General features: G+C 72.4%; 21 protein-coding genes and 1 pseudogene. 11 read left to right on the forward strand and 11 right to left on the reverse strand.

The window, feature by feature from the left end; translation table 11 throughout:
* The first annotated feature begins 28 nt into the window (after positions 1-28).
* Both AB8Z75_RS13850 and AB8Z75_RS13855 read left to right on the forward strand, forming a co-directional pair.
* On the forward strand, positions 29-586 hold the full coding sequence (locus AB8Z75_RS13850) for a quercetin 2,3-dioxygenase (RefSeq protein WP_369201821.1): 558 nt from the start codon (positions 29-31) through the stop codon (positions 584-586).
* Entirely contained in the window at positions 583-1557 is a 975-nt protein-coding gene (locus AB8Z75_RS13855) for an alpha/beta hydrolase fold domain-containing protein (protein WP_369201802.1), read from the forward strand. Before AB8Z75_RS13850 ends, AB8Z75_RS13855 begins: the two co-directional genes overlap by 4 nt.
* A 29-nt stretch (positions 1558-1586) precedes the next feature.
* On the opposite strand, the gene AB8Z75_RS13860 is transcribed toward AB8Z75_RS13855, so the two are convergent.
* The 5 genes from AB8Z75_RS13860 to AB8Z75_RS13880 form a co-directional block, all read right to left on the reverse strand.
* Positions 1587-2528 carry a dihydrodipicolinate synthase family protein gene (locus AB8Z75_RS13860; RefSeq protein ID WP_369201803.1) on the reverse strand — a complete coding sequence of 314 codons (942 nt, stop codon included), beginning with the start codon at positions 2526-2528 and terminating at the stop codon, positions 1587-1589.
* Positions 2525-3553 (reverse strand): oligopeptide/dipeptide ABC transporter ATP-binding protein, encoded by a 1029-nt coding sequence (locus tag AB8Z75_RS13865; protein ID WP_369201804.1) that lies wholly within the window; start codon positions 3551-3553, stop codon positions 2525-2527. Before AB8Z75_RS13865 ends, AB8Z75_RS13860 begins: the two co-directional genes overlap by 4 nt.
* A complete protein-coding gene (locus AB8Z75_RS13870) occupies positions 3550-5541 on the reverse strand; it encodes a dipeptide/oligopeptide/nickel ABC transporter permease/ATP-binding protein (protein WP_369201805.1) in 1992 nt (663 codons plus the stop codon). The genes AB8Z75_RS13865 and AB8Z75_RS13870 overlap by 4 nt, the downstream gene beginning before the upstream one ends.
* Before the next feature lies 1 nt (position 5542).
* The gene (locus tag AB8Z75_RS13875) at positions 5543-6493 is read right to left on the reverse strand and encodes an ABC transporter permease (protein ID WP_369201806.1); all 951 of its coding nucleotides are present in this window, start codon (positions 6491-6493) and stop codon (positions 5543-5545) included.
* Positions 6494-6631: 138 nt separating this feature from the next.
* Positions 6632-8221 (reverse strand): ABC transporter substrate-binding protein, encoded by a 1590-nt coding sequence (locus AB8Z75_RS13880; RefSeq protein WP_369201807.1) that lies wholly within the window; start codon positions 8219-8221, stop codon positions 6632-6634.
* A 132-nt stretch (positions 8222-8353) separates the two neighbouring features.
* Between AB8Z75_RS13880 and AB8Z75_RS13885 the strand changes: the two genes are divergently transcribed.
* The 3 genes from AB8Z75_RS13885 (at position 8354) to AB8Z75_RS13895 (ending at position 11708) form a co-directional block, all read left to right on the forward strand.
* Entirely contained in the window at positions 8354-9118 is a 765-nt protein-coding gene (locus AB8Z75_RS13885; RefSeq protein ID WP_369201808.1) for a FadR/GntR family transcriptional regulator, read from the forward strand.
* A 129-nt stretch (positions 9119-9247) separates the two neighbouring features.
* A complete protein-coding gene (locus tag AB8Z75_RS13890; RefSeq protein ID WP_369201809.1) occupies positions 9248-10228 on the forward strand; it encodes an acetylxylan esterase in 981 nt (326 codons plus the stop codon).
* Positions 10229-10274: 46 nt separating this feature from the next.
* Entirely contained in the window at positions 10275-11708 is a 1434-nt protein-coding gene (locus AB8Z75_RS13895) for an exo-alpha-sialidase (protein ID WP_369201810.1), read from the forward strand.
* Between the two features lie 100 nt (positions 11709-11808).
* On the opposite strand, the gene AB8Z75_RS13900 is transcribed toward AB8Z75_RS13895, so the two are convergent.
* The 5 genes from AB8Z75_RS13900 to AB8Z75_RS13920 form a co-directional block, all read right to left on the reverse strand.
* Positions 11809-12588, reverse strand: a complete 780-nt coding sequence (locus tag AB8Z75_RS13900; protein WP_369201811.1) for a succinate dehydrogenase iron-sulfur subunit — start codon at positions 12586-12588, stop codon at positions 11809-11811.
* Positions 12588-14360, reverse strand: coding sequence for a succinate dehydrogenase flavoprotein subunit (gene sdhA, locus AB8Z75_RS13905; RefSeq protein WP_369201812.1), 1773 nt, complete (start codon positions 14358-14360; stop codon positions 12588-12590). The genes AB8Z75_RS13900 and sdhA overlap by 1 nt, the downstream gene beginning before the upstream one ends.
* A gap of 31 nt (positions 14361-14391) precedes the next feature.
* Positions 14392-14892: a succinate dehydrogenase hydrophobic membrane anchor subunit gene (locus AB8Z75_RS13910; protein WP_369201813.1), complete on the reverse strand. Its 501-nt coding sequence runs from the start codon at positions 14890-14892 to the stop codon at positions 14392-14394.
* A 6-nt stretch (positions 14893-14898) separates the two neighbouring features.
* Entirely contained in the window at positions 14899-15279 is a 381-nt protein-coding gene (gene sdhC, locus AB8Z75_RS13915; RefSeq protein ID WP_114015473.1) for a succinate dehydrogenase, cytochrome b556 subunit, read from the reverse strand.
* Positions 15280-15688: 409 nt separating this feature from the next.
* The gene (locus AB8Z75_RS13920; protein ID WP_369201814.1) at positions 15689-16300 is read right to left on the reverse strand and encodes a 2-oxo-4-hydroxy-4-carboxy-5-ureidoimidazoline decarboxylase; all 612 of its coding nucleotides are present in this window, start codon (positions 16298-16300) and stop codon (positions 15689-15691) included.
* 178 nt (positions 16301-16478) lie between these two features.
* Here AB8Z75_RS13920 and AB8Z75_RS13925 point away from each other — a divergent pair, with 178 nt between their 5' ends.
* The 5 genes from AB8Z75_RS13925 (at position 16479) to AB8Z75_RS13945 (ending at position 22542) form a co-directional block, all read left to right on the forward strand.
* Positions 16479-18155 carry a glycoside hydrolase family 20 protein gene (locus AB8Z75_RS13925; protein ID WP_369201815.1) on the forward strand — a complete coding sequence of 559 codons (1677 nt, stop codon included), beginning with the start codon at positions 16479-16481 and terminating at the stop codon, positions 18153-18155.
* 450 nt (positions 18156-18605) lie between these two features.
* Positions 18606-19541, forward strand: a complete 936-nt coding sequence (locus AB8Z75_RS13930; protein WP_369201816.1) for a hypothetical protein — start codon at positions 18606-18608, stop codon at positions 19539-19541.
* Positions 19538-20740: a type VII secretion-associated serine protease mycosin gene (gene mycP, locus AB8Z75_RS13935; protein ID WP_369201817.1), complete on the forward strand. Its 1203-nt coding sequence runs from the start codon at positions 19538-19540 to the stop codon at positions 20738-20740. Before AB8Z75_RS13930 ends, mycP begins: the two co-directional genes overlap by 4 nt.
* Before the next feature lie 154 nt (positions 20741-20894).
* Entirely contained in the window at positions 20895-21641 is a 747-nt protein-coding gene (locus tag AB8Z75_RS13940; protein ID WP_369201818.1) for an SseB family protein, read from the forward strand.
* Between the two features lie 136 nt (positions 21642-21777).
* Positions 21778-22542, forward strand: coding sequence for an MIP family channel protein (locus AB8Z75_RS13945; protein WP_369201819.1), 765 nt, complete (start codon positions 21778-21780; stop codon positions 22540-22542).
* Between the two features lie 77 nt (positions 22543-22619).
* On the opposite strand, the gene AB8Z75_RS13950 is transcribed toward AB8Z75_RS13945, so the two are convergent.
* Entirely contained in the window at positions 22620-23006 is a 387-nt protein-coding gene (locus tag AB8Z75_RS13950) for a DUF1844 domain-containing protein (protein WP_369201820.1), read from the reverse strand.
* A 405-nt stretch (positions 23007-23411) separates the two neighbouring features.
* Here AB8Z75_RS13950 and infC point away from each other — a divergent pair.
* A pseudogene (gene infC / locus AB8Z75_RS13955) lies at positions 23412-23713 on the forward strand (translation initiation factor IF-3); the annotation flags it as partial.

Consider the following 23713-nt stretch of genomic DNA (forward strand, 5'->3'; position numbering starts at 1 on the left):
TTGGCGCACTCCCCCCACGGAGGCCCCCATGACCGCCGAGTACGCCACCCGCCRCCGCCCCGCCTCCCGCATCCCCGCCGAGCCGGGCACGCCGTACGTCATCGAGAAGGGCGAGGGCGACCGCGCCCACCTCTTCGGCGACCTGATCACCGTCTACGCGGGCGGCGAGCAGACCGAGAACCTCTTCAACTTCTTCACCGTCGAGGGGCCCAAGGGCGATCTCATCCCCGCCCACGTCCACGCGGACACCTACGAGGTCTTCTACGTCACCCAGGGCGCGGTCCGCCTGTTCGTCGAGGACACCGCGGGCGAGCAGCTCGAACGGGTGCTCACGCCGGGCGACTTCGGGTTCGTGCCGAAGAACTGCCCGCACGCCTACCGCATGGAGCGGCACCACAGCCAGGTCGTCGGCGTCGCGGCGGGCCCCGGCGGCACCTTCGAGCGGTTCTTCGAGAGTATGGGGGCGCCCACCGAGCGCCACGGTGTGCCGCCCGAGCCGGTCGTTCCCGCGCCGCACGCGTTCGCCACCGTGCCCGAGCGGTACGACGTGCGCTTCCTGCCCGACCACCAGTGGAGGACGACGTGACCCCCCTCGATCCCGCCTTGCTGAAGGCGATCCCGGCACCGCACCCGGACGTCGCCCCGCTGCCGCCCGCCGCGGCCCTGGAGGCCGGCGTGCGGATGCTGCGCGGCGTGCCCTACGCCCTGCCCGAGCGGGTGCGCCCGCTGGAGCTCGACCTGTGGCTGCCCGCGGAGGGGTCGGGAAAGGAGCCCGCCCCCGTGGTGCTGTACGCGCACGGGGGAGCGTGGATGCGGGGGCGGCGCGACGACCTGGGGATGCGGACCCGCGACTGGCGGCCAGGGCCGTTCGCCCGGATCGCGGCGGCCGGATGCGCGGTCGCCTGCGTCGACTACCGGCTCAGCGGCGAGGCCTCCTTCCCCGCCCCGCTGGAGGACCTGCGTGCCGCCCTGCGGTGGCTGACCCGGCGCTCGGCCGAACTGGGGATCGACACGGGCCGGACGGTGGCCTGGGGGGAGTCGGCGGGCGGGCACCTCGCCTCGCTGCTGGCCCTGACCCGCCCCGAGCCGCAACCGGCAGGCTCCGAGCCGCGACCTACGCCCCCCGAGCCGCAACCGGCAGGCTCCGAGCCGCGGCCGACGTCCGCCGGGCCGCCGCTGGTCGGCGCCGTCGTCTGGTACGGGCCCAGCGACCTCACCGCTCCGCGGGGCGGCTTCTCGCCCGCGAGCCCCGACACCCCCGAGGCCCGCCTGCTGGGTGGCGCGCCCGCCGACGTGCCCGGACTCGCCCACGCGGCGTCCCCGTTGCGGCAGGCACACGCGCAGGCCCCGCCGTTCTTCCTGGCGCACGGCGCGGCCGACACGATGGTGGACCCCTCGCACAGCGAGGACCTGGCGGCGGCGCTCCGTCAGGCGGGCGGCTCCGCCCGCCTCCGCCTCGTCCCCGGCGCCGACCACGGCTGGTTCGGCGCCGAGGAGAGCGAGGTGGACGACGTGTTCGAGGCCTCGCTGCGTTTCGTCCGCGACGTGGTGTCCTGACGCGCCTCAGCCGCCGCTCGGTGAGCGGCTCACAGCAGTCCTGCCCCCTCCAGGCAGGCGCGCACGCGGGCGGTCTCCGCGGGGGTGTGCGGGCGCATCGGGGCGCTGACCGCGGGGGTGTCGATCAGCCCGAGGAGCGCGAGTGCGGTCTTGAAGCCGCCCAGCCCCGCGGTGGTGCCCGAGGCCGTTCCCGGCTCGACCGCGTCGACGAGCGCGAACAGGGCCGCGAGCCGGTCCTGTTCGGCCCGCGCGGTCGCCCAGTCACCGCGCCGGGCCGCCTCGTAGAGCCGCACGTAACCGCGCGGGTCCACGTTGCCGAGGCCCGGCACCACGCCGTCGGCGCCCGCCAGCAGCATGCCGTCCACGACCACCTCGTGCCCGGTCAGCGCGGAGAAGCCCCGGCGCCCGCCCAGGGTGCGGGCGCCCAGCAGCAGCTTGCGGAAGGAGACGTCGTCCCCGCTGGAGTCCTTCACACCGGCCAGTACGCCCTCGGCGGCCAGCTGGAGCAGCAGCCCTGGCTCCAGCTTGGTGTGGACGCACACCGGGACGTCGTAGGCGAACAGCGGCACCTCGAGGGCGGCGGCCACCGCCCGGAAGTGCGGGGCGAGTTCGCCCGCGTGGGTGCGGGTGTAGAAGGGTGCGGTGGCCACGATCCCGGCCGCCCCCGCCTTCTGGGCGACCCTGGCGCGCTCGACGACACGCGAGGTGGCGGTCTCGATGGCCCCGGCCAGCACGGGCACCTGCCCGGCCGCCGCGCCGATCACCGTCTCCAGCACGGTCTCCTGCTGCTCGTGGGTCAGGTACGCGGTCTCGCCCGAGCTGCCCAGCGCGAACAGCCCCGACACGCCGCTCTCGATCAGGTGGCCCACCAGGCGCTCCAGCGAGGCGGTGTCGACCGCGCCCTCCTCGGTGAGCGGGGTGACGACCGGTGGGATGACACCCGTGAACGGGCCGGCGGCGGCGGTGCTCACTCGCTGCTCCTCGTGAGAGTGGTCGCGGAACCCGCGGGCGCGGGCCCCGCACCGGTGGCCGCGCCCGGCTCACCCGTCATCGGATGGACGCAGTGCCACCGGTGCCCGGCCTGACCGAGAGACTGAGCGGGGAAGGCCGCCGTGCAGGCGTCGTCCGCCTTCCAGCACCGGGTGCTGAAGGGGCAGCCGCGCGGCGGGTGCGTGGCGGACGGCACGGGACCGCTGAGCACGATGCGCTCGGTCGTCTCCAGCAGGCTGGGGGTCGCCGAGAGCAGCGCCTCGGTGTAGGGGTGGGCGGGGGAGGCGGTGACGCCGGCCGAGGGGCCCTCCTCGACGACGCGGCCCAGGTAGAGCACGGCCAGCCGGTCGGAGAGGTACCGCACCGTCTGGATGTCGTGCGAGACGAACACCATGCCCAGGCCGAGCCTCTCGCGCAGGTCCACCAGGAGGTTGAGGACCTGGGCGCGTACGGAGACGTCCAGGGCGCTGGTCGGCTCGTCCGCCACGATCAGCTCGGGTTCCAGCGCCAGCGCGCGGGCGATGGCCACGCGCTGCCGCTGGCCGCCGGAGAGCTGTCCCGGCAGGGAGGTGCGGGTGTGCGGGGGCAGGCCGACGAGGTCGAGAAGCTCGGTCACCCTCGCGTCCCGCTGCTGGGGGGTGCCCTTGCGGTGGACGTCCAGCGGGTCGCGCAGGATGCGCTGCACGGACAGCCGCGGGTTGAGCGCCGTGGACGGGTCCTGGAAGACGACGCCGACCGAGGAGCCGAACTCGCCGCGCCGCCGCGACTCCGGCAGTCCCCACAGGTTCTCGCCGCGGAAGGTCACCGTGCCCTGGGAGGGCTTTTGCAGCCCTGTCAGCACCCGGGCCAGGGTCGACTTGCCGCACCCCGACTCGCCCACCAGGCCGAGGATCTCCCCGCGCCGCACCTGGAGGGAGACGTCGGTCAGTGCGTACACCGTGTCCCGGTGGAAGAGGCCGCCGCTGCGGGCCCGGTGGCGGACGTGGACGTTCTCGAGACGGATCATCGGGTGCTCCCCTCCAGGCTCGGCTCGTCCGCCCCGTCCCCCGCGGGGTGGTGGCAGGCGAAGCCGTGTGCACTGCTCGTGCCCCGCTCCTCCAGGGCGGGCGTGGTGGTGCGGCACACGTCGGTGGCGGCGGCACAGCGCGAGGCGAAGCGGCAGCCTGCGCCGAAGCCGCGCGGCGCCGGTACGACGCCGGGCACCTGGTGCAGCCGCCGGGCACCGGCCTCCAGGGAGACGACCGAGCCGAGCAGGCCGCGGGTGTAGTGGTGTGCGGGTGCGGTCAGCAGCGCGTCGGTCCCGCCGGTCTCGGCGATGCGGCCCGCGTACATCACCGCCACCCGGTGGGCCAGGTCGCCGACGAGGGCCAGGTCGTGGGAGACGAGGACCATCGCGAAGCCCAGCTCCTTCTGCAACCGCTCCAGCAGCTCGACCACCTGGGCCTGGACGGTCACGTCCAGGGCCGTGGTGGGCTCGTCCGCGATCAGCAGCCGGGGGTTGCGGGAGAGCGCCATGGCGATCAGGACGCGCTGGCGCTGGCCGCCGGACAGCTCGTGCGGGTAGCTGCGCAGGGTGCGCGCGGGGGAGAGGCCCACCAGCTCCAGCAGCTCGGAGGGTGTTCTCGTGCCGCCGCGGGAGGTGAGGCGGCCGAGCTGCCTGCCGACGAGGACCGAGGGGTTGAGGGAGGAGAGCGCGTCCTGGTAGACCATCGCGATCTGCGGGCCCATCAGCGTGCGCCGCTCGCGGGAGCCGAGCCGCAGCAGATCCTTGCCCTGGTAGCGGATGCTGCCGCTGGTCCGTGCGGTGGGCGCCAGCAGGCCCATGACGGCGAGGCTGGTGATGCTCTTGCCGCATCCGGACTCGCCGACCAGGCCGAGCGTCTCCCCCTCGCGGACCGTGAAGGAGACGTCGTCGACGACGGCGACGTCGCCGTAGCGGTCGGGGAAGCGGATGGAGAGGTTCTGCACGGACAGCAGCGTGGGCGCGTCCTCGGGGACGGGTCTGAGCGCCGGCGGACGGGTGGAGCGCCGCTCGGCGAGCTCGGCCAGTGCCTGCCTGACCACTGCCGGGCCGGCCGCCTCGCGGTCGTAGGCGTCGGCCGCCCGCTCGTCCGCGACCCGGGGGGCCGGGGYGGCGGTGTCCGAGCCGGGGGCGGGCGCGGCGGCGGCGTCGGTCATGCCCTCGGAGAGGACGTTGAGCGCCAGCACGGTCACCAGGACGGCCAGGCCGGGGAAGAAGGTCGCCCACCAGCCGCCGGCCAGCAGGATGTCGCGGCCGTAGGACAGCACGCTGCCCCAGCTGGGGTCGGGGTCCTGCACGCCGGCGCCGATGAAGGAGAGGCTGGCCTCGAAGATGATCGATTCGGCGACCATGACGGTGGCGAACACCATGACGGGGGCCGCGCAGTTGACGGCCACGTGCCGCAGCACGATGTGGCCCCGCCTGGCGCCGATGACCCGTTCGGCGGCGACGTAGTCCTCGCCGTACTGCTCCATGACGTTGGCGCGCACGACGCGGGCCAGCGAGGGGGTGTAGACGACGGCGATGGTCAGGATGATGACGGGGATGCTGGTGCCGAAGACGGCCACCAGGACGGCGGCGAGCGCGATCGGCGGGAAGGACATCACCACGTCGAGCACGCGCATGACGGCCTCGTCGGCCCACTTGTGCGAGGTGGCGGCCAGCGAGCCGAGGACGCCGCCTGCCACCAGGGCGACGGCGGTCGCGCCCAGCCCGATGATCAGCGAGTAGCGGGCGCCGTGCAGGACCCGGGCGAAGACGTCGCGGCCCGCCCGGTCGGTGCCGAACAGGTGCTCGGAGCCGGGTGCCTGGACGGGCTGGTCCATGGCCAGCGGGTCCTGCGTCAGCAGCGGGGCCAGCACGGCGCCGAGCACGACGAGCAGCAGAAGGCCCAGGCTGACGCGGGAGGTCAGCGGGAGGGAGCGGAAGCGGATTCCCGGGCGGGCCAGCTTCCTCACACGCGCACTGAACATCTCACACCGTCCTGATACGCGGGTTGACCAGCAGAGAGAGAAGGTCGACGAGCACGTTGACGACCAGGAAGGCCACAGCGATCGTCAGCACGGTGCCCTGCACCAGCGCCGTGTCGTTGCCGGTGACGCCCTCCAGGATGAGCTTGCCCATGCCGGGCAGGTCGAAGATCGCCTCGATGACGACGGCGCCGCTGAGCATGTAGCCGACCTTGATGCCCAGCACGGTCAGCGGGTTGACCAACGCGTTGCGCAGCGCGGAGCGCAGCACCATGCCCTCAGGCAGGCCGTTGCCGCGCGCGGTGCGCACGTAGTCGCGCTCCAGCTCCGCGACCAGCGAGGTGCGCACCAGCCGGGCCAGCGAGGCGGAGACGGCCAGCGCGATCGAGACCGCGGGCAGCGTCATCGTGTGCAGCCAGCCCGTGAACGAGTCGGCCGGATTGGTGTAGCCGCCCGTCGGGAAGAGCGGCGTGTTGAGCGCGAACTGCTGGATGAGCAGCACGCCGAGCCAGAAGGAGGGGATGGCCACCCCGGCCATCGAGACCACCCGCACGACCTGGTCGGGCCAGCGGTCGCGCCACACGGCGCCGATGACGCCGAACACCACGGCGAAGACGATCGCGAGGACGAGGCTGAAGAGCGTCAGCTGGAAGGTCAGCGGGAAGGCCGTGGCGATCCGGTCCGCGACGGGCGTGCTCGGCGGCACCGTCGCCCCCAGATCCAGGTGCAGCAGGTCCCCGAGGAACCGGAAGTAGCGCACGAACAGCGGGTCGTTGAGCCCGTGCTCCTCGGCGAAGGCCTCGCGGGCCTGGGCGGAGGCGCCCTCACCGAGCGCGTTGTAGGCGGGGTCGGTCGGCGAGAACTGCATGACCACGAAGACCATCAGCGTGATGCCGAGGATCATCACAGGCAGCATCGCGATCCGGCGCGCAGCGAGCCGGAGGAAAGCAACCATCGTCGTGTCCCTAGCGGGTGGGAGGTCGGTGGGCGGTGGCCGGACGGGCCGCGGCCCGGGCGAGGACCGGCGCGGTGCCGGGCGGCGACCCGCGCGGTTGCGGGCGGCGCGGCAGGTCGGGCGGGCGCGGTGTCCCGGTCAGGCGCGTGCGGTGTCGAGGAAGGAGAGCCCCGTGGTGGGCAGGGGTTCGAACCGCGTCAGCTTCCCCTCGTCCCAGGCGCTGGGAAGCCTGCGGTGCAGCAGCGGGTAGAGCGGCACGTGCTCGGCGACCAGGTCCTGGGCCCTGGCCCACAGCCGGTCGCGTTCCTTCTCGTCCTCGGCGCGCGCGGCGTCGTCGAGGTGGGAGGTGAGCTTGTCGTAGGCCGGGTCCTTGTCCCACTTGTAGCGCGTGGTGGGCCACAGGCCGTTGTAGAACCAGCGCATCAGCAGGTCGACGTCGTTGCCGAAGACCGAGGGGTCGCCGGGGGCGAGCAGCGCCTGGTACCCGCCCCGGTCGACCTTGGCGTACTGGGCGGGGGACTGGGCGATGTCGAGCGAGGTGCGCACCCCCACGGCGTCCCAGCCCTCCTTGATCAGCGGAGCCGCGTCGTTGACCCATGCGGTGTCGGTGACCAGCAGCTTCACCGAGAGCCCGCGGACGCCCGCCTCGTCCAGCAGCTTCCTGGCGCGGGCCGGGTCGTAGTCGTAGACCGCCGCGGCCCTGCGGTGGTCGGGGTGGTCGCGCTGGAGGTAGCCGACGGCCGGGTCCGCGCCGCCCAGCAGGGCGATCCGGATGAGCTTCTCGGTGTCGACGGCGTAGTGCAGCGCCTGCCTCACGCGTTTGTCGTCGAAGGGCTTGCGGGAGCAGTTGAACATCAGGAACAGCAGCCCGAAGGAGAGCACCGACCGCACGGTGCTGAACTCCTTCATGCGCGGGATGTCCAGGTACGGTACGTCCTCGATGGCCTGGACCCGCCCCGACTCCAGCGCGCTGACCCGCGCCGAGGGGTCGGAGATCAGCCGCCACACCATCTTCTTCGCCCGGGCGGGATGCTCGCCGTTGTACTCGTCCCACCTGGCGAACGTGATGCGGTCCTCGCGGACGGCCTTGACGAACCGGTAGGGGCCCGAGCCGACCGGGTGGGCGTCGAACCGCTTGGAGTCCCTCTCCACGATCTTCTTCGGCACGATTCTGACCACGGATATCCGGGAGGGGAACAGCGCGAAGGGATGCTTCAGCGTGAACTCGACCGTGCGCGCGTCCACGGCCTCGACCTTGTCGAGGAAGGGGATGAACTGCGCCATCACGGAGGCGTTGTCGGGGTCCATGACGCGCTCGAAGCTGAAGACGACGTCCTCGGTGGTCACCGCGGAACCGTCGTGCCAGGTGGCGCCGTCCCGGAGGGTGGCGCGGTAGGTCCTCTCGTCGACCTTGCTCGGGAGCGCGGTGGCCAGCCCGGGGCGGGCCTCCAAGGTGGCCGGGTCGAGGTCGACGAGGCCCTCGAAGAGGTGCATGTTGGCGGCGAAGGGCGTGGCGCCGGAGGTGATCATCGGGTCGAAGCCGGTGGAGAGGGTGTAGGAGATGCCGGCTTCGATCGTGTCCCGGCCGGCCTCCTGCCCCGCGAACACCGTCGAGTCGGGACCACCGCACGCCGACAGGCTTGCCGTGAAAGCGGTCGCGGCGCCGAGGGCACCGCTCATGCGGAGGAAGGTCCGCCGCTCGACGGCGGCGGGTTTCCGATCCGGCATAGTTCCTCCACACGAGGGGGTGGGGCAGGTGCACAGCACACAGAAGAGGGGGCATCAGACGTATGATGTCTGATGATGGCCGGAAGCTAGCCCGGTGACGGAAGAAGGGTCAAGAGGGTGGGAGGTCACGAAATGAACGCGGGGCGTACCGGCCGGCAGTTGCTACGGCAGGAAGTGACCGAGGGGATCAAGCGCTACATCCTCCACAACCGGCTCAGGCCGGGCGATCCCCTGCCAACGGAGGCCACGCTGTGCGAGGAGCTGGACGCCAGCAGGTCCAGCGTCCGGGAGGCCGTCAAAACCCTCCACGCGCTCGACATCGTGGAGGTGCGGCACGGCCACGGCACCTACGTCGGACGGCTGAGCCTGTCGGCGCTGGTCGAGTCGCTGACCTTCCGCGGCATGCTCAGCGTCGACGACGACATGCAGGTGATGGCCGACCTGCTGGAGGCGCGCGAGCTGTTCGAGCGCGGCATGGTCGCGAAGTTCACCGGCGCCGCCGACCACGCCTACCTCGACACCCTGGACGGGCTCGTGCGCCGGATGCGGGAGAGCGGGGCCAAGGGCGGCACCGGCTTCGTCGAGTCGGACCGCGCCTTCCACGCCCACCTCGTCGGAGCCTCGGGCAACGCGCTGATCGGCCAGCTGTCCATGGCGTTCTGGGACGTCTACACGGTCGTGGCGCCGTATCTGAACGTCGTCAGCGCGGAGGACGAGCAGGACACCATCGCCGCCCACCAGCGCATCGCCGACGCGGCACGCGCGGGCGACGCGGAGGAGTTGGCCGCTGCGCTCGCCGACCACTACGCGCCGCTGCGCCGCAGGCTCGCCGACTCCCGTGCGGCACGGGCCGGCAGGGTTCCGCGCGACGGGCGGGGGCCCGTCCCCGCGGGGTGAGCCGCGGTCCGCGCTCTTGACGCACCCGGGAGGCCTCTCTAGGGTCCCACAAACATGAGACGTCTGACGTCATCTCACCCGGGTGGGAGCTGTCCCTCGGGACGTCGGACAGAGAGGCCAGCCCCGCCGATGCCCTCCCCGGACCCCGCACGCCTGTCCGCCGTCCCGGCCCTGCGCGAACCCGACGACTTCGACGCCTTCTGGACCCGCACCCTGAAGGAAGCCGACAGCCACGCGCAGCCGCCCCGCTTCACCCCCGTGGACTGCGGTCCAACCCTCCTGGACACCTACGACGTCACCTTCACGGGATTCGGCGGCGCGCCCGTCCGGGCCTGGCTGAGAATGCCGGCCGGAGCCGAGGAACGCGCCGCCCGCACGGGCCGCGGGCTCGCCTGCGTCGTGGAGTTCCTCGGATACGGGCGCGGCAGAGGCCTGGAGCACGAGAACACCCTGTGGGCCTGCGACGGCTACGCCCACCTGCTCATGGACACCCGCGGCCAGGGCTGGTCGGCGGCCGTCGGCGACACCCCCGACCCGGTACCGGCCCCGCCCGGAGCCGTCCCCGGCTTCCTCACCCGCGGCCTGGAGAACCCCGAAGGCCACTACTACCGGCGGCTGTTCACCGACGCCGTCCGCTGCGTCGCCACCGCCCGCGCCCACCCCGCCATCGACCCCCAACGCGTCGCCGTCACCGGCGTCAGCCAGGGCGGCGGCATCGCCCTGGCCGTCTCCGGACTCGTGCCGGGGCTCGCCGCCGTCCTGCCGGACGTGCCGTTCCTCAGCGACATCCCGCGAGGCGTCGCCGAAGCCGAGCAGCCGCCCTACACCGAGATCGCCGCGTACCTGAGCCTGTACCCGGACCGCGCCGAGGGCGCGTTCGCCACCCTCGCGTACCTGGACGCCGCCGTGCACGCCTCCCGCGCGAGCGCCCCGTCCCTCTTCTCCGTCGCCCTGCGCGACGACATCTGCCCGCCGGCGGCCTGCCGTACCGCCTTCGACCGCTACGCGGGGCCGAAGGAGCTACGCGCCTACCCCTTCAACGGGCACGAGGGCGGCGGGCCACACCACCAGCGCGCACAGCGCGCCTGGCTGCGCACGATCCTGTCCTGACCGGCCGTCCTGCGGCCGTTCCACCCCCACCAGAGAGGACCCCCGCATGCGCACATCCGCCAGAGGGCTCGCGGCGCTCACCGTCGCGGCAGCCGCAGGAACGGCCCTCGCCGTCCCCGCCACCGCGGCGCCCGCCGGACTGAACGCGCGGACCGCCATGAACTGCTCGACCGGACAGCTGCAACTCATCCTGGAGAACCAGTCGGACTCCGAGCAGACCTTCACCGTCGAAGGGCCCGACGGCCAGGGCCACTACACCCGCACCGTCGCCGCCGACTCCAGCACCCAACTGGAGTGGACGCGCGCGGACGGCACCGCCTACCGCCTGGTCACCACCGCGCCGGGCGGGTTCACGCGCACCCAGCAGGGCACCGTCGGCTGCGGCCTGGAAGAGGGCACCCCGCAGCTCAACACCACCAAGCTGTTCGGCACCGACACCACCTTCCACGGGCTGCTCGGCGACGACGGCAAGGAGTACGACGGCAAGGCCAAGTCCGTGCGCATCCCCGCCCTGGCCACCACCAACGACGGCACGATCCTCGCCGCCACCGACGCGCGCGTCGAGGGCAGCGGCGACCTGCCCGGCAACATCCAGGTGGGCCTGCGGCGCAGCACCGACAACGGGGCAACCTGGGACGACGCCCGCATCATCGCGCACGCCGACCGCACCGACACCGGCACCGGCGACTCCAGCCTCCTCGTGGACCGCGAGACCGGGCGGGTCTTCCTCTTCTACAACTTCGCCCGCCCCGGGACGAACTTCTTCGAGGACGGCCCCGACGGCGGCCAGCACCTCACCTACATCTCCAGCGACGACAACGGCAAGACCTGGAGCGACCCCGTCGACGTCCACGACCAGGTCAAACAGCCGGGCTGGAAGAACCAGTTCGCCTCCTCGGGCCACGGCATCCAGACCTCCGACGGGCGCCTGCTCCAGCCGGTCGTCTACCGCGACGAGCGGGGCACCCACACCGGCAACCTCATCAGCGACGACCACGGCAGGACCTGGCGGGCCGGCGCCGAGGCGGGCAGCGACGTCAACGAGAGCAAGGCGATCCAGCGGAGCACCGGCGACATCGTCCAGAACATGCGGCACAACAACGGCGGCGCCCGCTACTACGCGACCTCCCCCGACGCGTCGGGCGCCTTCGGCGCCATGACCCGCGCCGACGCGCTGCCCGACCCGGGCAACAACGCCGACGAGATCTCCTACCTGCGCCCCGGCGCGGGCAAACCCGGCCTGACAAAGACCGCGCTGTTCAGCAACACCCCCGCTACGAGCGTCCGCAACGAACTCACCGTCCGCCTCAGCGAGGACGACGGCGCCACCTGGCCCCACCGCGCCGTGATCAAGCCCGGCCAGGCCGGCTACTCCACCATGGCGGTACTCGGCGACGGCACCGTCGGCAACCTCTACGAGGTCGGCAACGACGGCGGCGTCTACTTCTCCCGCCTCTCGCTGGACTACCTCACGAAGTGACGTCCCCCGGTCCGCGGGCCGCGCCACCGCGGACCCCCGCATGACACAGCGCCGGGCCCCCACGCGGGGGGCCCGGCGCTGCGCGGTGTGACGCGGGACGTCAGAAGCGGCGCGTGATCAGCGCGCGCTTGACCTCCTGGATGGCCTTGGTGACCTCGATGCCGCGCGGGCAGGCGTCGGTGCAGTTGAAGGTGGTGCGGCAGCGCCACACCCCGTCCTTGTCGTTGAGGATCTCCAGCCGCTGCTCACCGGCCTCGTCGCGCGAGTCGAAGATGAACCGGTGGGCGTTGACGATGGCCGCGGGGCCGAAGTACTGGCCGTCGTTCCAAAAGACCGGGCAGGACGACGTGCACGCCGCGCACAGGATGCACTTGGTGGTGTCGTCGAACCGCTCCCGGTCCTCGGCCGACTGGTAGCGCTCGCGGGTCGGCTCGTTGCCGCTGGTGATCAGGAACGGCATGACGTCCCGGTACGCCTGGAAGAACGGGTCCATGTCGACCACCAGGTCCTTGAGGACCGTGAGGCCCTTGATGGCCTCGACGGTGATCGGCTTCTCGGGGCCGATGTCCTTGATCAGCGTCTTGCAGGCCAGCCGGTTGCGCCCGTTGATCCGCATGGCGTCCGAACCGCAGATGCCGTGCGCGCAGGAGCGGCGGAACGTCAGCGTCCCGTCGATCTCCCACTTGATCTTGTGCAGCGCGTCCAGGACGCGCTCCTTCGGGTCGATCTCCAGGGTGAAGTCCTGCCACTGCGACTCGTCGGAGACCTCCGGATTGAACCGGCGGATCCGCAGCGTCACGGTGATCAGGTGCGAGGCGCTGTTCTCGGCCGAGTCGACAGGCCCGGCGGAGTCGTTCTTCTCTAGTGTCGCTGTGCCCATCAGTACTTACGCTCCATCGGCTGGTAGCGGGTCTGCACGACCGGCTTGTAGTCCAGCCGGATCGACTCGTTGCCGTCGTCGCCCACCTCGCGGTACGCCATGGTGTGCCGCATGAAGTTGACGTCGTCGCGGTTGGGGAAGTCCTCGCGGTAGTGGCCGCCGCGCGACTCCTTGCGGGCGAGCGCGGAGACCGCCGTGACCTCGGCCAGATCCAGCAGGTTGCCCAGCTCGATGGCCTCCAGCAGGTCGGTGTTGAACCGCTTGCCCTTGTCCTGGACGCTGATGTCGCGGTAGCGCTTGCGCAGGGAGCCGATCTCGTCGACGGCCTCCTTCAGCGTCTGCTCCGTACGGAAGACCATGACGTTCTTGTCCATGGTCTCCTGCAGCGCCTTGCGGATCTCGACCACGCGCTCGCTGCCGGTGGCGTCGCGCAGGTTCTCGATCTCGTCGAGCACGAACTTCGCCGGCTCCTCCGGCAGCTCGACGTAGCTCGCCGTCGCGCTGTACTCGGCGGCGGCGATGCCGGCCCTGCGGCCGAAGACGTTGATGTCCAGCAGCGAGTTGGTGCCCAGCCGGTTGGCGCCGTGCACGGACACGCAGGCCACCTCGCCCGCCGCGTACAGGCCCGGGATCGGGGTGGTGTTGTCGGACAGCACCTCACCCTGCACGTTGGTGGGGATACCGCCCATCGCGTAGTGCGCGGTCGGCTGGATCGGCACCGGGTCGGTGTACGGCTCGATGCCCAGGTACGTGCGCGCGAACTCGGTGATGTCGGGCAGCTTGGCGTCCAGCTGCTCCGGCGGCAGGTGGGTGAGGTCCAGGTAGACGTGGTCCTTGTCGGCGCCGCAGCCCCGGCCCTCGCGGATCTCGGTGTAGATCGCGCGGGAGACGACGTCACGCGAGGCGAGGTCCTTCATGACGGGCGCGTACTTCTCCATGAAGCGCTCGCCGTCCTTGTTGCGCAGGATGCCGCCCTCACCGCGGGCGCCCTCCGTCAGCAGGATGCCCATCTTCCAGATGCCGGTCGGGTGGAACTGGAAGAACTCCATGTCCTCCAGCGGCAGCCCGCGCCGGAACGCGGCGGCCTGCCCGTCGCCGGTCAGGGTGTGCGCGTTGGAGGTCACCTTGAAGAACTTGCCGTTGCCGCCGGAGGCGAAGACCACGGCCTTGGCCTGGAAGACGTGCACGTCGCCGGTGGCCAGCTCGTAGGCCACCACGCCCGCCGTCTTCTTGACGCCCTCGTCCTCGTTCAGCAGCAGGTCCAGGACGTAGAACTCGTTGAAGAACTCCACGCCCTCCTTGACGCAGTTCTGGTACAGCGTCTGGAGGATCATGTGACCCGTGCGGTCCGCGGCGTAGCAGGAGCGGCGCACCGGGGCCTCGCCGTGGTTGCGGGAGTGCCCGCCGAACCGCCGCTGGTCGATGGTGCCGTTCGGCGTGCGGTTGAAGGGCAGGCCCATCTTCTCCAGGTCGAGGACGGAGTCGATGGCCTCCTTCGCCAGGATCTCGGCGGCGTCCTGGTCGACCAGGTAGTCACCGCCCTTGATCGTGTCGAAGGTGTGCCACTCCCAGTTGTCCTCCTCGACGTTGGCGAGGGCCGCTGCCATGCCGCCCTGGGCCGCGCCGGTGTGGGAGCGGGTCGGGTACAGCTTGGTCAGCACGGCGGTGCGGCTGCGCTTGGTGGACTCGATGGCCGCACGCATGCCCGCGCCGCCCGCGCCGACGATGACGGTGTCGTACTTGTGGATCTTTACGTTGTTCACGGTGCTCATCGGGAAAACCTCAGCCTTCAGCCCCGGTACGTCAGCGGATGTTCGGGTCGAAGGTGAAGATCACCAGCGTGCCCAGCAGGACGGTGAAGACGGTGGCCACGTACAGCAGCATCTTCAGCCAGAAGCGGGTGTTGTCGCGCTCGGCGTAGTCGTTGATCACCGTGCGCAGCCCGTTGGCGCCGTGCAGCATGGCCAGCCACAGCATCGCCAGGTCCCACACCTGCCAGAACGGCGAGGCCCAGCGGCCCGCCACGAAGGCGAACCCGATCTTGGACACGCCGCCGTCCAGCACCAGCTGGATCAGCAGGTGGCCCAGGACGAGCACCACGAGGACGATGCCCGACAGGCGCATGAACAGCCACGTCTGCATCTCGAAGTTGCCGCGCGAGGCCTTCGGGGTCTTCGCCGTCCGCTTGCGCGGCGGCTCGATGACGGGCGCGGGGTGGTCGACGTCGAACAGCGCGACGTCGTCGGTGGGGCCACTGGCCCCCTCCGCGTTCTTGGCGGCTTCGGTCGTCTCGGTCGTCGACATCACGCATCAGCTCCCGAACAGCGTGCGCAGCGTGTGCTGCAGCACCGGGTAGAAGGCACCGGCCATGAGGACGATCCACACGCCCATCACGGTCCACAGCATCTGCTTTTGGTACCTCGCGCCCTTTGACCAGAAATCCACCGCGATGACCCGCAGGCCGTTCAGCGCGTGGAAGAGGATGGCGGCCACCAGGCCGTACTCCATCACGTTGACGAGGGGCGTCTTGTAAATGGCGATCGTGTCGTCGTACGCCTCGGGCGAGACGCGGACGAGCGCGGTATCGAGGACGTGCACGAACAGGAAGAAGAAGATGAGGACGCCGGTGACTCGGTGAGCCACCCAGGACCACATTCCTTCCCGGCCGCGGTACAGCGTTCCAGCCGGCACGGAAATACCCTCCGGGAGCGGACATTGGGGCCTGCCGGCTTTGGGAGGTCGGGCGGGCCCGGCCGGGTACGGTCCACCGGCCTCAGTCATCGTAGCGACGGCCTGTCGGGACCTTCGCCCAGGGGTGTGCAGGTGTGATCAATCAGGCACGGACGGCCTAGGGCCTCTCGTTTGGATCTGGCTGGGCTCGCGGGCCCCGGCACGCACTCTCGCGGCTGGGGGCACCCCCGGCCGGAGGCTGGGGGAGTCAGTCGCCGCTTCCCCCAGGGCTCGGCTTCGCTCGCCCCGGGAGGTGCCCCCACGCAGGGACTCTCCCCCAGCCTCCGGCCGGGGGGACCCCCATCCTCCGCCTTGCGAGAGCACGCACCGGAGCCCGCTCCCTGATCCAGCCAGATCCAAACGAAAGACCCTACCTCCGGTGTGAGCGGCGCCACTCCCGCGCGGTGCTGCCGCCGGTCGCCAGGCGGCCCAGCCGGCCGCGGGCCAGCCGCCGCAGCTCCTCCGCGGTGACCGCCCACTCCTCGTCGGCGTCGTTGTCCAAGCGTGTCCGAATCCCCGCCAGGACGTGATCCAGCCGCTCCTCCACCGCGAACCCGTCCAGGCAGAAGAGGAAGGCGTGCCCGAACTTCTCCTCGTACGCGCCGTGTGCCGCCCGCAGCGCGGTGTGCGCGGCGAGGACCCCCACCTGCGGCTCGCCCTCCAGCGGGTGGGCGCCCGGCTCCCCGGCCAGGGCCTCGCGCAGGTCGGCGGGCGTCAGGTCGTAGCTGGCCTCGTCGGCCGCGGCCAACAGGGCGTCCACATCCGGGTAGGGGCGGTGCTCGGCCAGCCGCCGCGCCCAGCGGCGGCTGCCGCAGCAGTCCAGGAGCAGGGACTCGGCAGGGCCGTCGGCCGCCAGGTTGAGCCGGTCCAGCGGGGTGTGCCGCCGCGCCCGCTCCTGCGTCCTGCGCTGCGTTTGGTCCTGCGAATGCTGCGGTTGTCCGTGCGTCCGGCACTGCGTGGGTGAGGGCGTGGGATGGGTCATGCGCTCCGTGCGGTCCGAAGGTGCGGTCCGAAGGTCCCGAGATCGGCGGTCCGGTTCCGTCACGGTAGCCGTGCGGAGGAATCACCGGCCGTCTCGCCCGTGTTTTTCACCCGGAAGGGAACGCGTGGGAACGCATACCTGACGGGGGAGCGCCGGAAAGGGGAAATACCGTATTCGTATGGGACGAAACTGGCGAAACAAGTCCGGGCGGTCAGCCGCCGGCACGTCCGGCGCCGGTGCCGGTACCCCCGGCACCCCCCGCACCGGGGCCGGCGCCCCCCGCACCGCGCTGGCGGTGGCGCTCGCCGCCGGCCTGCTCGGCCTGACCGGCTGCGGAGGAGGCGGGGACAACGGCGACGGCGGTGAGAGCTCGCCCTCCGCCTCGCACGCGGACGGCGGATCGCAGCCGCCGGCCCCCAAGGGCCCCGACCGGGTGGGCGCCGCACCCGCCGTCGTACCCTCCGTGCGCGACTGGAACGCCGTGCGCGGGCCCGGCTGGGAACGTACCAAGTACACCCGCGTCGTCACCGACAGCGGCTCACTCAAGGACGAGGCGAAACTGCTCGCGGACGAGCTGAAGGTGGACGTCGCATCAGGGCCCGCCCGGACGGGCGACATCGAACTCAAGCGCGACAAGAAGACCAAGGGCGGACGCGAGGGGTACGCGCTCACCAGCCGCGACGGCAAGGTCACCATCACCTCGGCCGGCGACGCCGGCGTCTTCTACGGCACCCGCACCCTGCTGCAGACCTACCGCGCCCAGCACCGCTTCGCCGAGGGCACCGTCCACGACACCCCCGACCGCCCGCAGCGCGGCTTCTCCCTCGACATCGCGCGCAAGAACTTCAGCGCCGACTGGATCAAGGACCGCATCCGCGAGATGGGCGACCTGAAGCTCAACCAGCTCCAGCTGCACCTCTCCGACGACCAGGCCTTCCGCGTCGAGAGCGACACCCACCCCGAGATCGTCTCGACCCCCCACCTGACCAAGGACCAGGTCCGCGACATCGTCAAGCTCGCACAGTCCCGCCACATCACCGTCATCCCCGAGATCGACTCGCCCGGCCACCTCGGCGCCGTCATCGACGCCCACCCCGACCTCCAGCTGCGCGGCGCCGGCGGACAGACCCCGCGCGGCGCCATCGACATCAGCAACCCGAAGGCCGCCAAGATCGTCGACGACCTGCTCGGGGAGTTCGCCGACCTCTTCCCCGGCAAGTACGCACACGCCGGCGGCGACGAGTACCAGGCGCTGATGGCGCAGAACCCGGAGGAGACCTACCCCGGGCTCGCCAAGGAGGCCAAGGACAGGTTCGGCAAGAACGCCAAGATCCAGGACCTGGCCACCGACTGGCTCAACGACCGCGCCGCCACCCTGCGCAAGCACCACAAGATGCCGCAGGTCTGGAACGACGGCATGCACCGCGGCGGCGTCGTCAAACCCACCAAGCCCCGCCAGGTCGCCTACTGGACAGGCCGGGAGGACGGCGAGCGGGAACCCGAGGAGTACCTGAAGGAAGGCTGGGAGGTGGTGAACATGAACGACGAGTACCTCTACTACGTCATCGGCCAGCCCAACAACTTCACCTACCCCACGGGCGAGCGCATCTACGAGAGCTGGACCCCCGCCGTCGTACGGGGCACCGAAGCCGTGCCCGGCAAGTACGCCGGAGCGGACGACATCGTCGGCGGCCGGTTCTCCGTGTGGGGCGACCTCGCCGACGCGCAGACCCCCGAACAGGTCGCGAGCGGCATCCGGCTGCCGCTCGCCGCCACGGCACAGAAACTGTGGGACCCGCAGAAGCCGGAACGGTCCTGGAACCAGTTCGTGAAACTCGTGAACCGGGTGGACTGAGCCGGCCCGGACCGCCCCCGGACCGCCCTTCTGTACCGGCCCAGCGCCTTCGGAAGCGGGGCGCGGGCCGGCGAAAAAGCGAAGACGGCCGGGGTCGCCACCCCCCACAGGAGAGACCCCGGCCGCCGTCGGACACGGGCTCACTACGCCAGCGGCTCGCCCGTACTCCCCTCAGCGTCACGGCCCCGCAATGTGTTACGCCGTCATGTCGGGGCCGCGGCGCGGGGCTCCGGGCCCGGCACGCTGCCGCGGCGCAGGGCTCCGAGCTCGGCACGCTGACGCCGGGCTACCGCGTCCTCACCCACCGCGCMSCCCCGCCCCGGCACCGGGGCGGCACGCACCCCGGCACCGCCCACCGAGCCTCCCCGCGCCACGCCGCATGCGCACCCGCCCGTCTCCGCGCCGTTCGGCGGCCCGCCCGGCGCCGCCCCGCCGGAAACCGCCACGCCCATGCCGGCCACCTCGCCGGCCCGCGAGGACACCTTCGGTGCCGGGGACGGCTGGTCCGAGGGGCGCTCCCCGCTGACCGTGCGGACCCTCGTCGCGGCCGTCTGCCTCGTGCTCGGTGTCGGCCTGCTGGGGGGCTCGGGCGCCGGCATGCTGCTGAGCGGGGACACCGAGCAACGCCCCGCTCTCGCGCAGGGCTTCGACGGCGCGCGGGCCGCCTGGCACGAGATCCCCGTCGACGAACTGTTCCCGCGCACCCTCAAGGGGAAGGACGCGGGGCCCGGCGGCGCGGACCGGCGCTGGACGCGCGTCGCCGTCGCCCCGGACAGCACCTGTGCCCACGCGTTCGACCCGCTGCTGGCCGAGGCGCTCGCTCCGGTGGGCTGCGCCCGGCTGGTACGGGCCACCTACACCGACGAGACCACCAGCCGCGTCACCACGGTCGGGCTGATGTTCACCAAGGCGGACCCGGCCGCCATGCGCGACCTGCGCGAGCGGTTCGCCACCCAGAACCTGACCGAGCGCACCGACCTGATGCCCCGCCCGTACGCGGCGCGCGGCACCGTCGCTGCGGACTTCGGCGACGCCCAGCGGGCCAGTTGGTCCCTCCACGTGCTCCAGGACGTGCCCGTCGTGGTCTACTCCGTCTCCGGCTTCGCCGACGGACGGGTCGTCACCGACCCCCAGCCCGCCGCTGCCGCCACCCGCAAGGGCGAGACCTCCGCCGCCGCACAGGCCGGGCTCGGCCACGACGCGCAGGGCATCGCCGACCGCGTGGAACAGCGGCTCCGCGAGGCGACGATCGAGGGCCACGAGACCGGCGAGGGCAAGGACGAGCCCGGGGGCGAGCCCCGGAGCGACCGGGGGAAGAACGAGCACCGGAGCGACCGGGGGACGGACGATCCCCGGGGCGGCCGGGGGGAGGGCGAGTCCCGATGAAGCGTCTGCTCCGTACCCTGCTCGCCCCGCTGTGCGCCCTGTTGGCGGTGGCCCCTGCCACAGTCGGCACCGCGCACGCGCAGGGCGAGGGGCTCCAGCGGCAGGAGTGGGCCCTCGGAGCGCTCAACGCGAAGGCCGCGTGGAAGACCACCAAGGGCCAGGGCGTCACCGTCGCCGTGCTCGACACCGGCGTCGACGCCGACCACCCCGACCTGCGCAAGAACGTCCTGAAGGGCAAGGACCTGGTCGGCATGGGGGCCAGCAGGGGAGACCGCGCCTGGGCGCGGCACGGCACGGCCATGGCCGGGATCATCGCAGGGCACGGGCACGGCAAGGGCGGCGAGGACGGCATCCTGGGCATCGCGCCCGAGGCCCATGTGCTGCCCGTCCGCGTGCTTTTGGAGGACCAGGACCCGCAGCGCGCCAAGGCCCGCGACGAGCGCGGCACGGCGCTGGCCGAGGGCATCCGCTGGGCAACCGACCACGGCGCCGACGTCATCAACCTCTCCCTGGGGGACGACAGCGACTCCGCGCACCCCGACCCGCACGAGGACGCGGCGGTCCGCTACGCACTGCGCAAGGGCGTGGTCGTCGTCGCGTCGGCGGGCAACGGCGGCGAGGACGGTGACCACGTCTCCTACCCCGCCGCCTACCCGGGCGTCATCGCCGTGGCCGCCGTCGACCGCAAGGGGGCGCGAGCCTCCTTCTCCACCCGCCGCTGGTACGCCACCGTGGCGGCACCGGGCAAGGACATCCTCATCGCCGACCCGGACCGCACCTACTACCAGGGCTGGGGCACCAGCGCCGCCGCGGCCTTCACCTCGGGCGCCGTCGCGCTGGTCCGCGCCGCGCATCCGGACCTGAGCCCCGCGCAGATCAAGGAGCTGATCGCGGACACCGCCCGCAACACCCCGGAGGGCGGTCGCAGCGACGCCGTCGGCACCGGAGTGGTGGATCCGGCGGCAGCCATCGAGATGGGCTCGCACGTCAAGCCGGAGAAGCAGCAGCCGCGCGTGGGCGAGTACGGCAAGGAGTACTTCGGCGTGGCCCGCCCGGCGGACGGTGCGGGTCCCGGCTGGTTCGCGCTGGGAGCGGCCGTGCTGGGCGCGCTGCTGATCGGCGTGGCCTTCGCGGTCCACCGAGGCGTCACCTTCCGCCTGCCGTCCCGCCTGCGGCGAGGGCCTCCGCGCCCGCTGTGAGGCGTACCGGCTCACCCCCGGAGAGGCCCGCCGGCTCACCCTGGCAGCTCACCGGCGGCACCCCGTCGGGGCGCCCGCTGCGGTCCCGGCGCCGCCGCTGCCCCGCCTGAGGGCCCGCGCCGGGCCGTCGCCCTGCACCGGATACGCTCGGCGGGTGGCGCTCAAGAACATCCCCAGCTCGGCCTTCTCCCGCGACGACGGCACAGCGGACGACGCGCTCGCTCAGGCCCTGGCCGCGTGGGAGGCCGACCCCGGCGCGCCCGCTGCCGAATCGCGCGTCCTGGAGGCGCTGAGCGGGGCGCGGCTGCTGGTGCCGGTCGTCGCCGTCCTGACGGAGGCCGAGACCGGCCAGGACGGGCTGCGCCGCGACAAGACCAGCGAGATGGCCGTGCCCACCCTCAACGCGCCCGGCGGGCGTCGCGCGCTGCCCGCCTTCACCTCCACCGAGGCGCTGGCCCGCTGGCGTCCCGACGCGCGGCCCGTCGCCGTACCGCTCCACCAGGCGCTGCAGGCGGCTGCCCACGAGCAGGCCGACACCGTGGTGCTGGACCTGGCAGGCCCCGTGACCTACGAGCTGGCCGGGCCCGCGCTCCAGGCGCTCGCCGCCGGGCGCACGCACACCCGCCCGCTGGACGACCCCGCGCTCGGCGAGGCGGTGCGCGCCGTGCTCGCGGCCGAGCCGCAGATCGCCGGCGCCCACCTGGCGCCCGGCGACTCCACGGGCGACGGCACGCTGGCCCTCGCGCTGCGGCCGGGCGCCGAGGTACCGGCCGTGGCCCGCCGGGTCGCGGAGGCGCTCGCCGCCGACGAGACGGTGCGCACCCGGCTGGTCAAGGGCCTCGACCTGGCGCTGCTCCCGCCGGGCAGTGCACTGCCCGAAAACGCCTTCTACCGGGCCTGACCTGGACGAGCGGCGCGTGGCCCGGGGGTGGCGGGCCCGCCCGAGGTGCGAGCGGGCCGGGCGCGTCGGACACTCGGGAGGAAGCGCCGGGACGGACCGTCCCGGCCTGCTCCTACGACCCCCACGGGAGGTCGACATGCAGGTCAAGTCGCTCCAGGCCAGTCCGGAACAGCTCAAGGACCTGGAAGACAAGCCCCAGCCGGTCGCCGCGGAGTTCCTGGGAACGCTGCTCCTGGTCTTCTTCGGAGTGGGTGCGGCCGTGCTGGCCGCCGAGTACATCGGCTCGCTCGGCATCGCGCTCACCTTCGGCTTCGTGATGCTGGCGCTCGCGTACGCCGTCGGCCCGATCTCCGGCTCGCACCTGAACCCCGCGGTGACGCTGGGGATGTTCCTGGCCGGACGCCTCGATCTGGACCTGGCGGTCAAGTACTGGGTCGCGCAGCTGGTCGGCGGCATCGCGGGGGCCGCGCTGCTCCTCCTGGTCGCCAAGCAGGTCCCAGGGCTGCAGACGAGCGAGACGTTCGGCAGCAACGGCTTCGGCGACCGCTCCGCGGTGCACGTCAACACCGGAGGCGCGTTCGTCGCCGAGATGGTGCTGACGTTCCTGTTCGTCTACACGGTGCTGGCTGTCACCCACAAGGTCGCGGTCGTCGGCTTCGACGGGCTGCCCATCGGTATCGCGCTGGCCGTCGTCCATCTGGTCGGCATCCCGCTGACCGGTACCTCGGTGAACCCGGCCAGGAGCCTGGGCCCCGCGATCTTCGCGGGCGGGGCCGCGCTGACCCAGCTGTGGATGTTCATCGTCGCGCCGCTGGTGGGCGGGGCGATCGCGGCGTACGTGCACATGCTCACGCATCCCCAGCCCAACCGCAGGCCCCGCCGTGAGACGCGGGTGAGCTGAGCGGGCGAGCCGGGGTGCGGACGGGGCGTGGTGCGGACGGGCCGATCCGTCGGGGGACCGGCCGGGTCCCGGGCGGGTCAGCCGTGGACGGGGCCCGTGTACTTCTCGCCGGGGCCCTGGCCGGGCTCGTCGGGCACGGTGGAGGCCTCGCGGAAGGCGAGCTGGAGCGACTTGAGGCCGTCCCGCAGCGGCGCGGCGTGGTAGGAGCCGATCTCGGTGGCGCTCGCCGTGACGAGCCCGGCCAGCGCGTGGATCAGCTTCCGCGCCTCGTCCAGGTCCTTGTGCTGCTCGCCGTCCTCGGCCAGTCCGAGGTTGACGGCGGCGGAGCTCATCAGGTGCACCGCCACCGTGGTGATGACCTCGACCGCGGGGACGTCCGCGATGTCGCGGGTCAGGCTGTCGAAGTCGGGAGTGTTCTGGCCGGAGGGGTCGAAGGGCTGCCCGGCGGCTGCGGCGTCGCTCATGCGGCTCACCCTAAGCCCCGCCCGTCACCCGCCGTCGTACGGGCCGCCCGTACCGGCCGCGGGCTCGTGCGGCGGGGTGCCGGGCGGTGCCGGGCGGTGCCGGGCGGCGCTCCGCGGGGCCTGCTGGTATGCTGGGGAAACGACCGGCTGAAGACTGCCCGCACGAAGGCGGACTCCAGCCCGCAAGTGGAGGCTCCGATCTCCCACCTGGTGGCCCTGCGGGCCGCGGGTCAAAGGTCAGGCTGCGCCCCGCGGAGTTCCGCGGCGGTGCTCCCGGTCTGTGAGGAGCCCCGCCTGTGACCCGTCCGGGGCGCTTTGCGCTTTCTGCGGCGGTGGTCACCACTCATTACAGACTCGTGCGCGGTCGTCCGCCAGACGGTCGCGCGGTGTACCCGAGGAGGCCCCATCAGCGCCGAGCCCCGCATCAACGACCGGATTCGCGTCCCCGAGGTGCGACTCGTCGGTCCCAGCGGCGAGCAGGTCGGCATCGTGCCGCTTGCCAAGGCCCTTGAGCTCGCACAGGAGTACGACCTCGACCTGGTCGAGGTCGTACTCCGTCGGCATCGTGCCGCTTGCCAAGGCCCTTGAGCTCGCACAGGAGTACGACCTCGACCTGGTCGAGGTGGCGGCGAACGCCCGCCCGCCGGTGTGCAAGCTCATGGACTACGGCAAGTTCAAGTACGAGTCGGCCATGACGGCCCGTGAAG

Origin of the sequence: Streptomyces sp. PU-14G, assembly GCF_041028275.1 — a bacterium.
Lineage (GTDB): Bacteria > Actinomycetota > Actinomycetes > Streptomycetales > Streptomycetaceae > Streptomyces.

What these genes read in the sequence shown, in the direction of transcription:
- AB8Z75_RS13865 (WP_369201804.1), bottom strand. Translation starts at nt 3,553, where the DNA reads ATGATCCGTCTCGAGAACGTCCACGTCCGCCACCGGGCCCGCAGCGGC.
- AB8Z75_RS13875 (WP_369201806.1), bottom strand. Translation starts at nt 6,493, where the DNA reads ATGGTTGCTTTCCTCCGGCTCGCTGCGCGCCGGATCGCGATGCTGCCT.
- AB8Z75_RS13880 (WP_369201807.1), bottom strand. Translation starts at nt 8,221, where the DNA reads ATGCCGGATCGGAAACCCGCCGCCGTCGAGCGGCGGACCTTCCTCCGC.
- AB8Z75_RS13885 (WP_369201808.1), top strand. Translation starts at nt 8,354, where the DNA reads ATGAACGCGGGGCGTACCGGCCGGCAGTTGCTACGGCAGGAAGTGACC.
- AB8Z75_RS13890 (WP_369201809.1), top strand. Translation starts at nt 9,248, where the DNA reads ATGCCCTCCCCGGACCCCGCACGCCTGTCCGCCGTCCCGGCCCTGCGC.
- AB8Z75_RS13895 (WP_369201810.1), top strand. Translation starts at nt 10,275, where the DNA reads ATGCGCACATCCGCCAGAGGGCTCGCGGCGCTCACCGTCGCGGCAGCC.
- AB8Z75_RS13900 (WP_369201811.1), bottom strand. Translation starts at nt 12,588, where the DNA reads ATGGGCACAGCGACACTAGAGAAGAACGACTCCGCCGGGCCTGTCGAC.
- sdhA (WP_369201812.1), bottom strand. Translation starts at nt 14,360, where the DNA reads ATGAGCACCGTGAACAACGTAAAGATCCACAAGTACGACACCGTCATC.
- AB8Z75_RS13910 (WP_369201813.1), bottom strand. Translation starts at nt 14,892, where the DNA reads ATGTCGACGACCGAGACGACCGAAGCCGCCAAGAACGCGGAGGGGGCC.
- AB8Z75_RS13920 (WP_369201814.1), bottom strand. Translation starts at nt 16,300, where the DNA reads ATGACCCATCCCACGCCCTCACCCACGCAGTGCCGGACGCACGGACAA.
- AB8Z75_RS13925 (WP_369201815.1), top strand. Translation starts at nt 16,479, where the DNA reads ATGGGACGAAACTGGCGAAACAAGTCCGGGCGGTCAGCCGCCGGCACG.
- AB8Z75_RS13930 (WP_369201816.1), top strand. Translation starts at nt 18,606, where the DNA reads ATGCCGGCCACCTCGCCGGCCCGCGAGGACACCTTCGGTGCCGGGGAC.
- mycP (WP_369201817.1), top strand. Translation starts at nt 19,538, where the DNA reads ATGAAGCGTCTGCTCCGTACCCTGCTCGCCCCGCTGTGCGCCCTGTTG.
- AB8Z75_RS13945 (WP_369201819.1), top strand. Translation starts at nt 21,778, where the DNA reads ATGCAGGTCAAGTCGCTCCAGGCCAGTCCGGAACAGCTCAAGGACCTG.
- AB8Z75_RS13950 (WP_369201820.1), bottom strand. Translation starts at nt 23,006, where the DNA reads ATGAGCGACGCCGCAGCCGCCGGGCAGCCCTTCGACCCCTCCGGCCAG.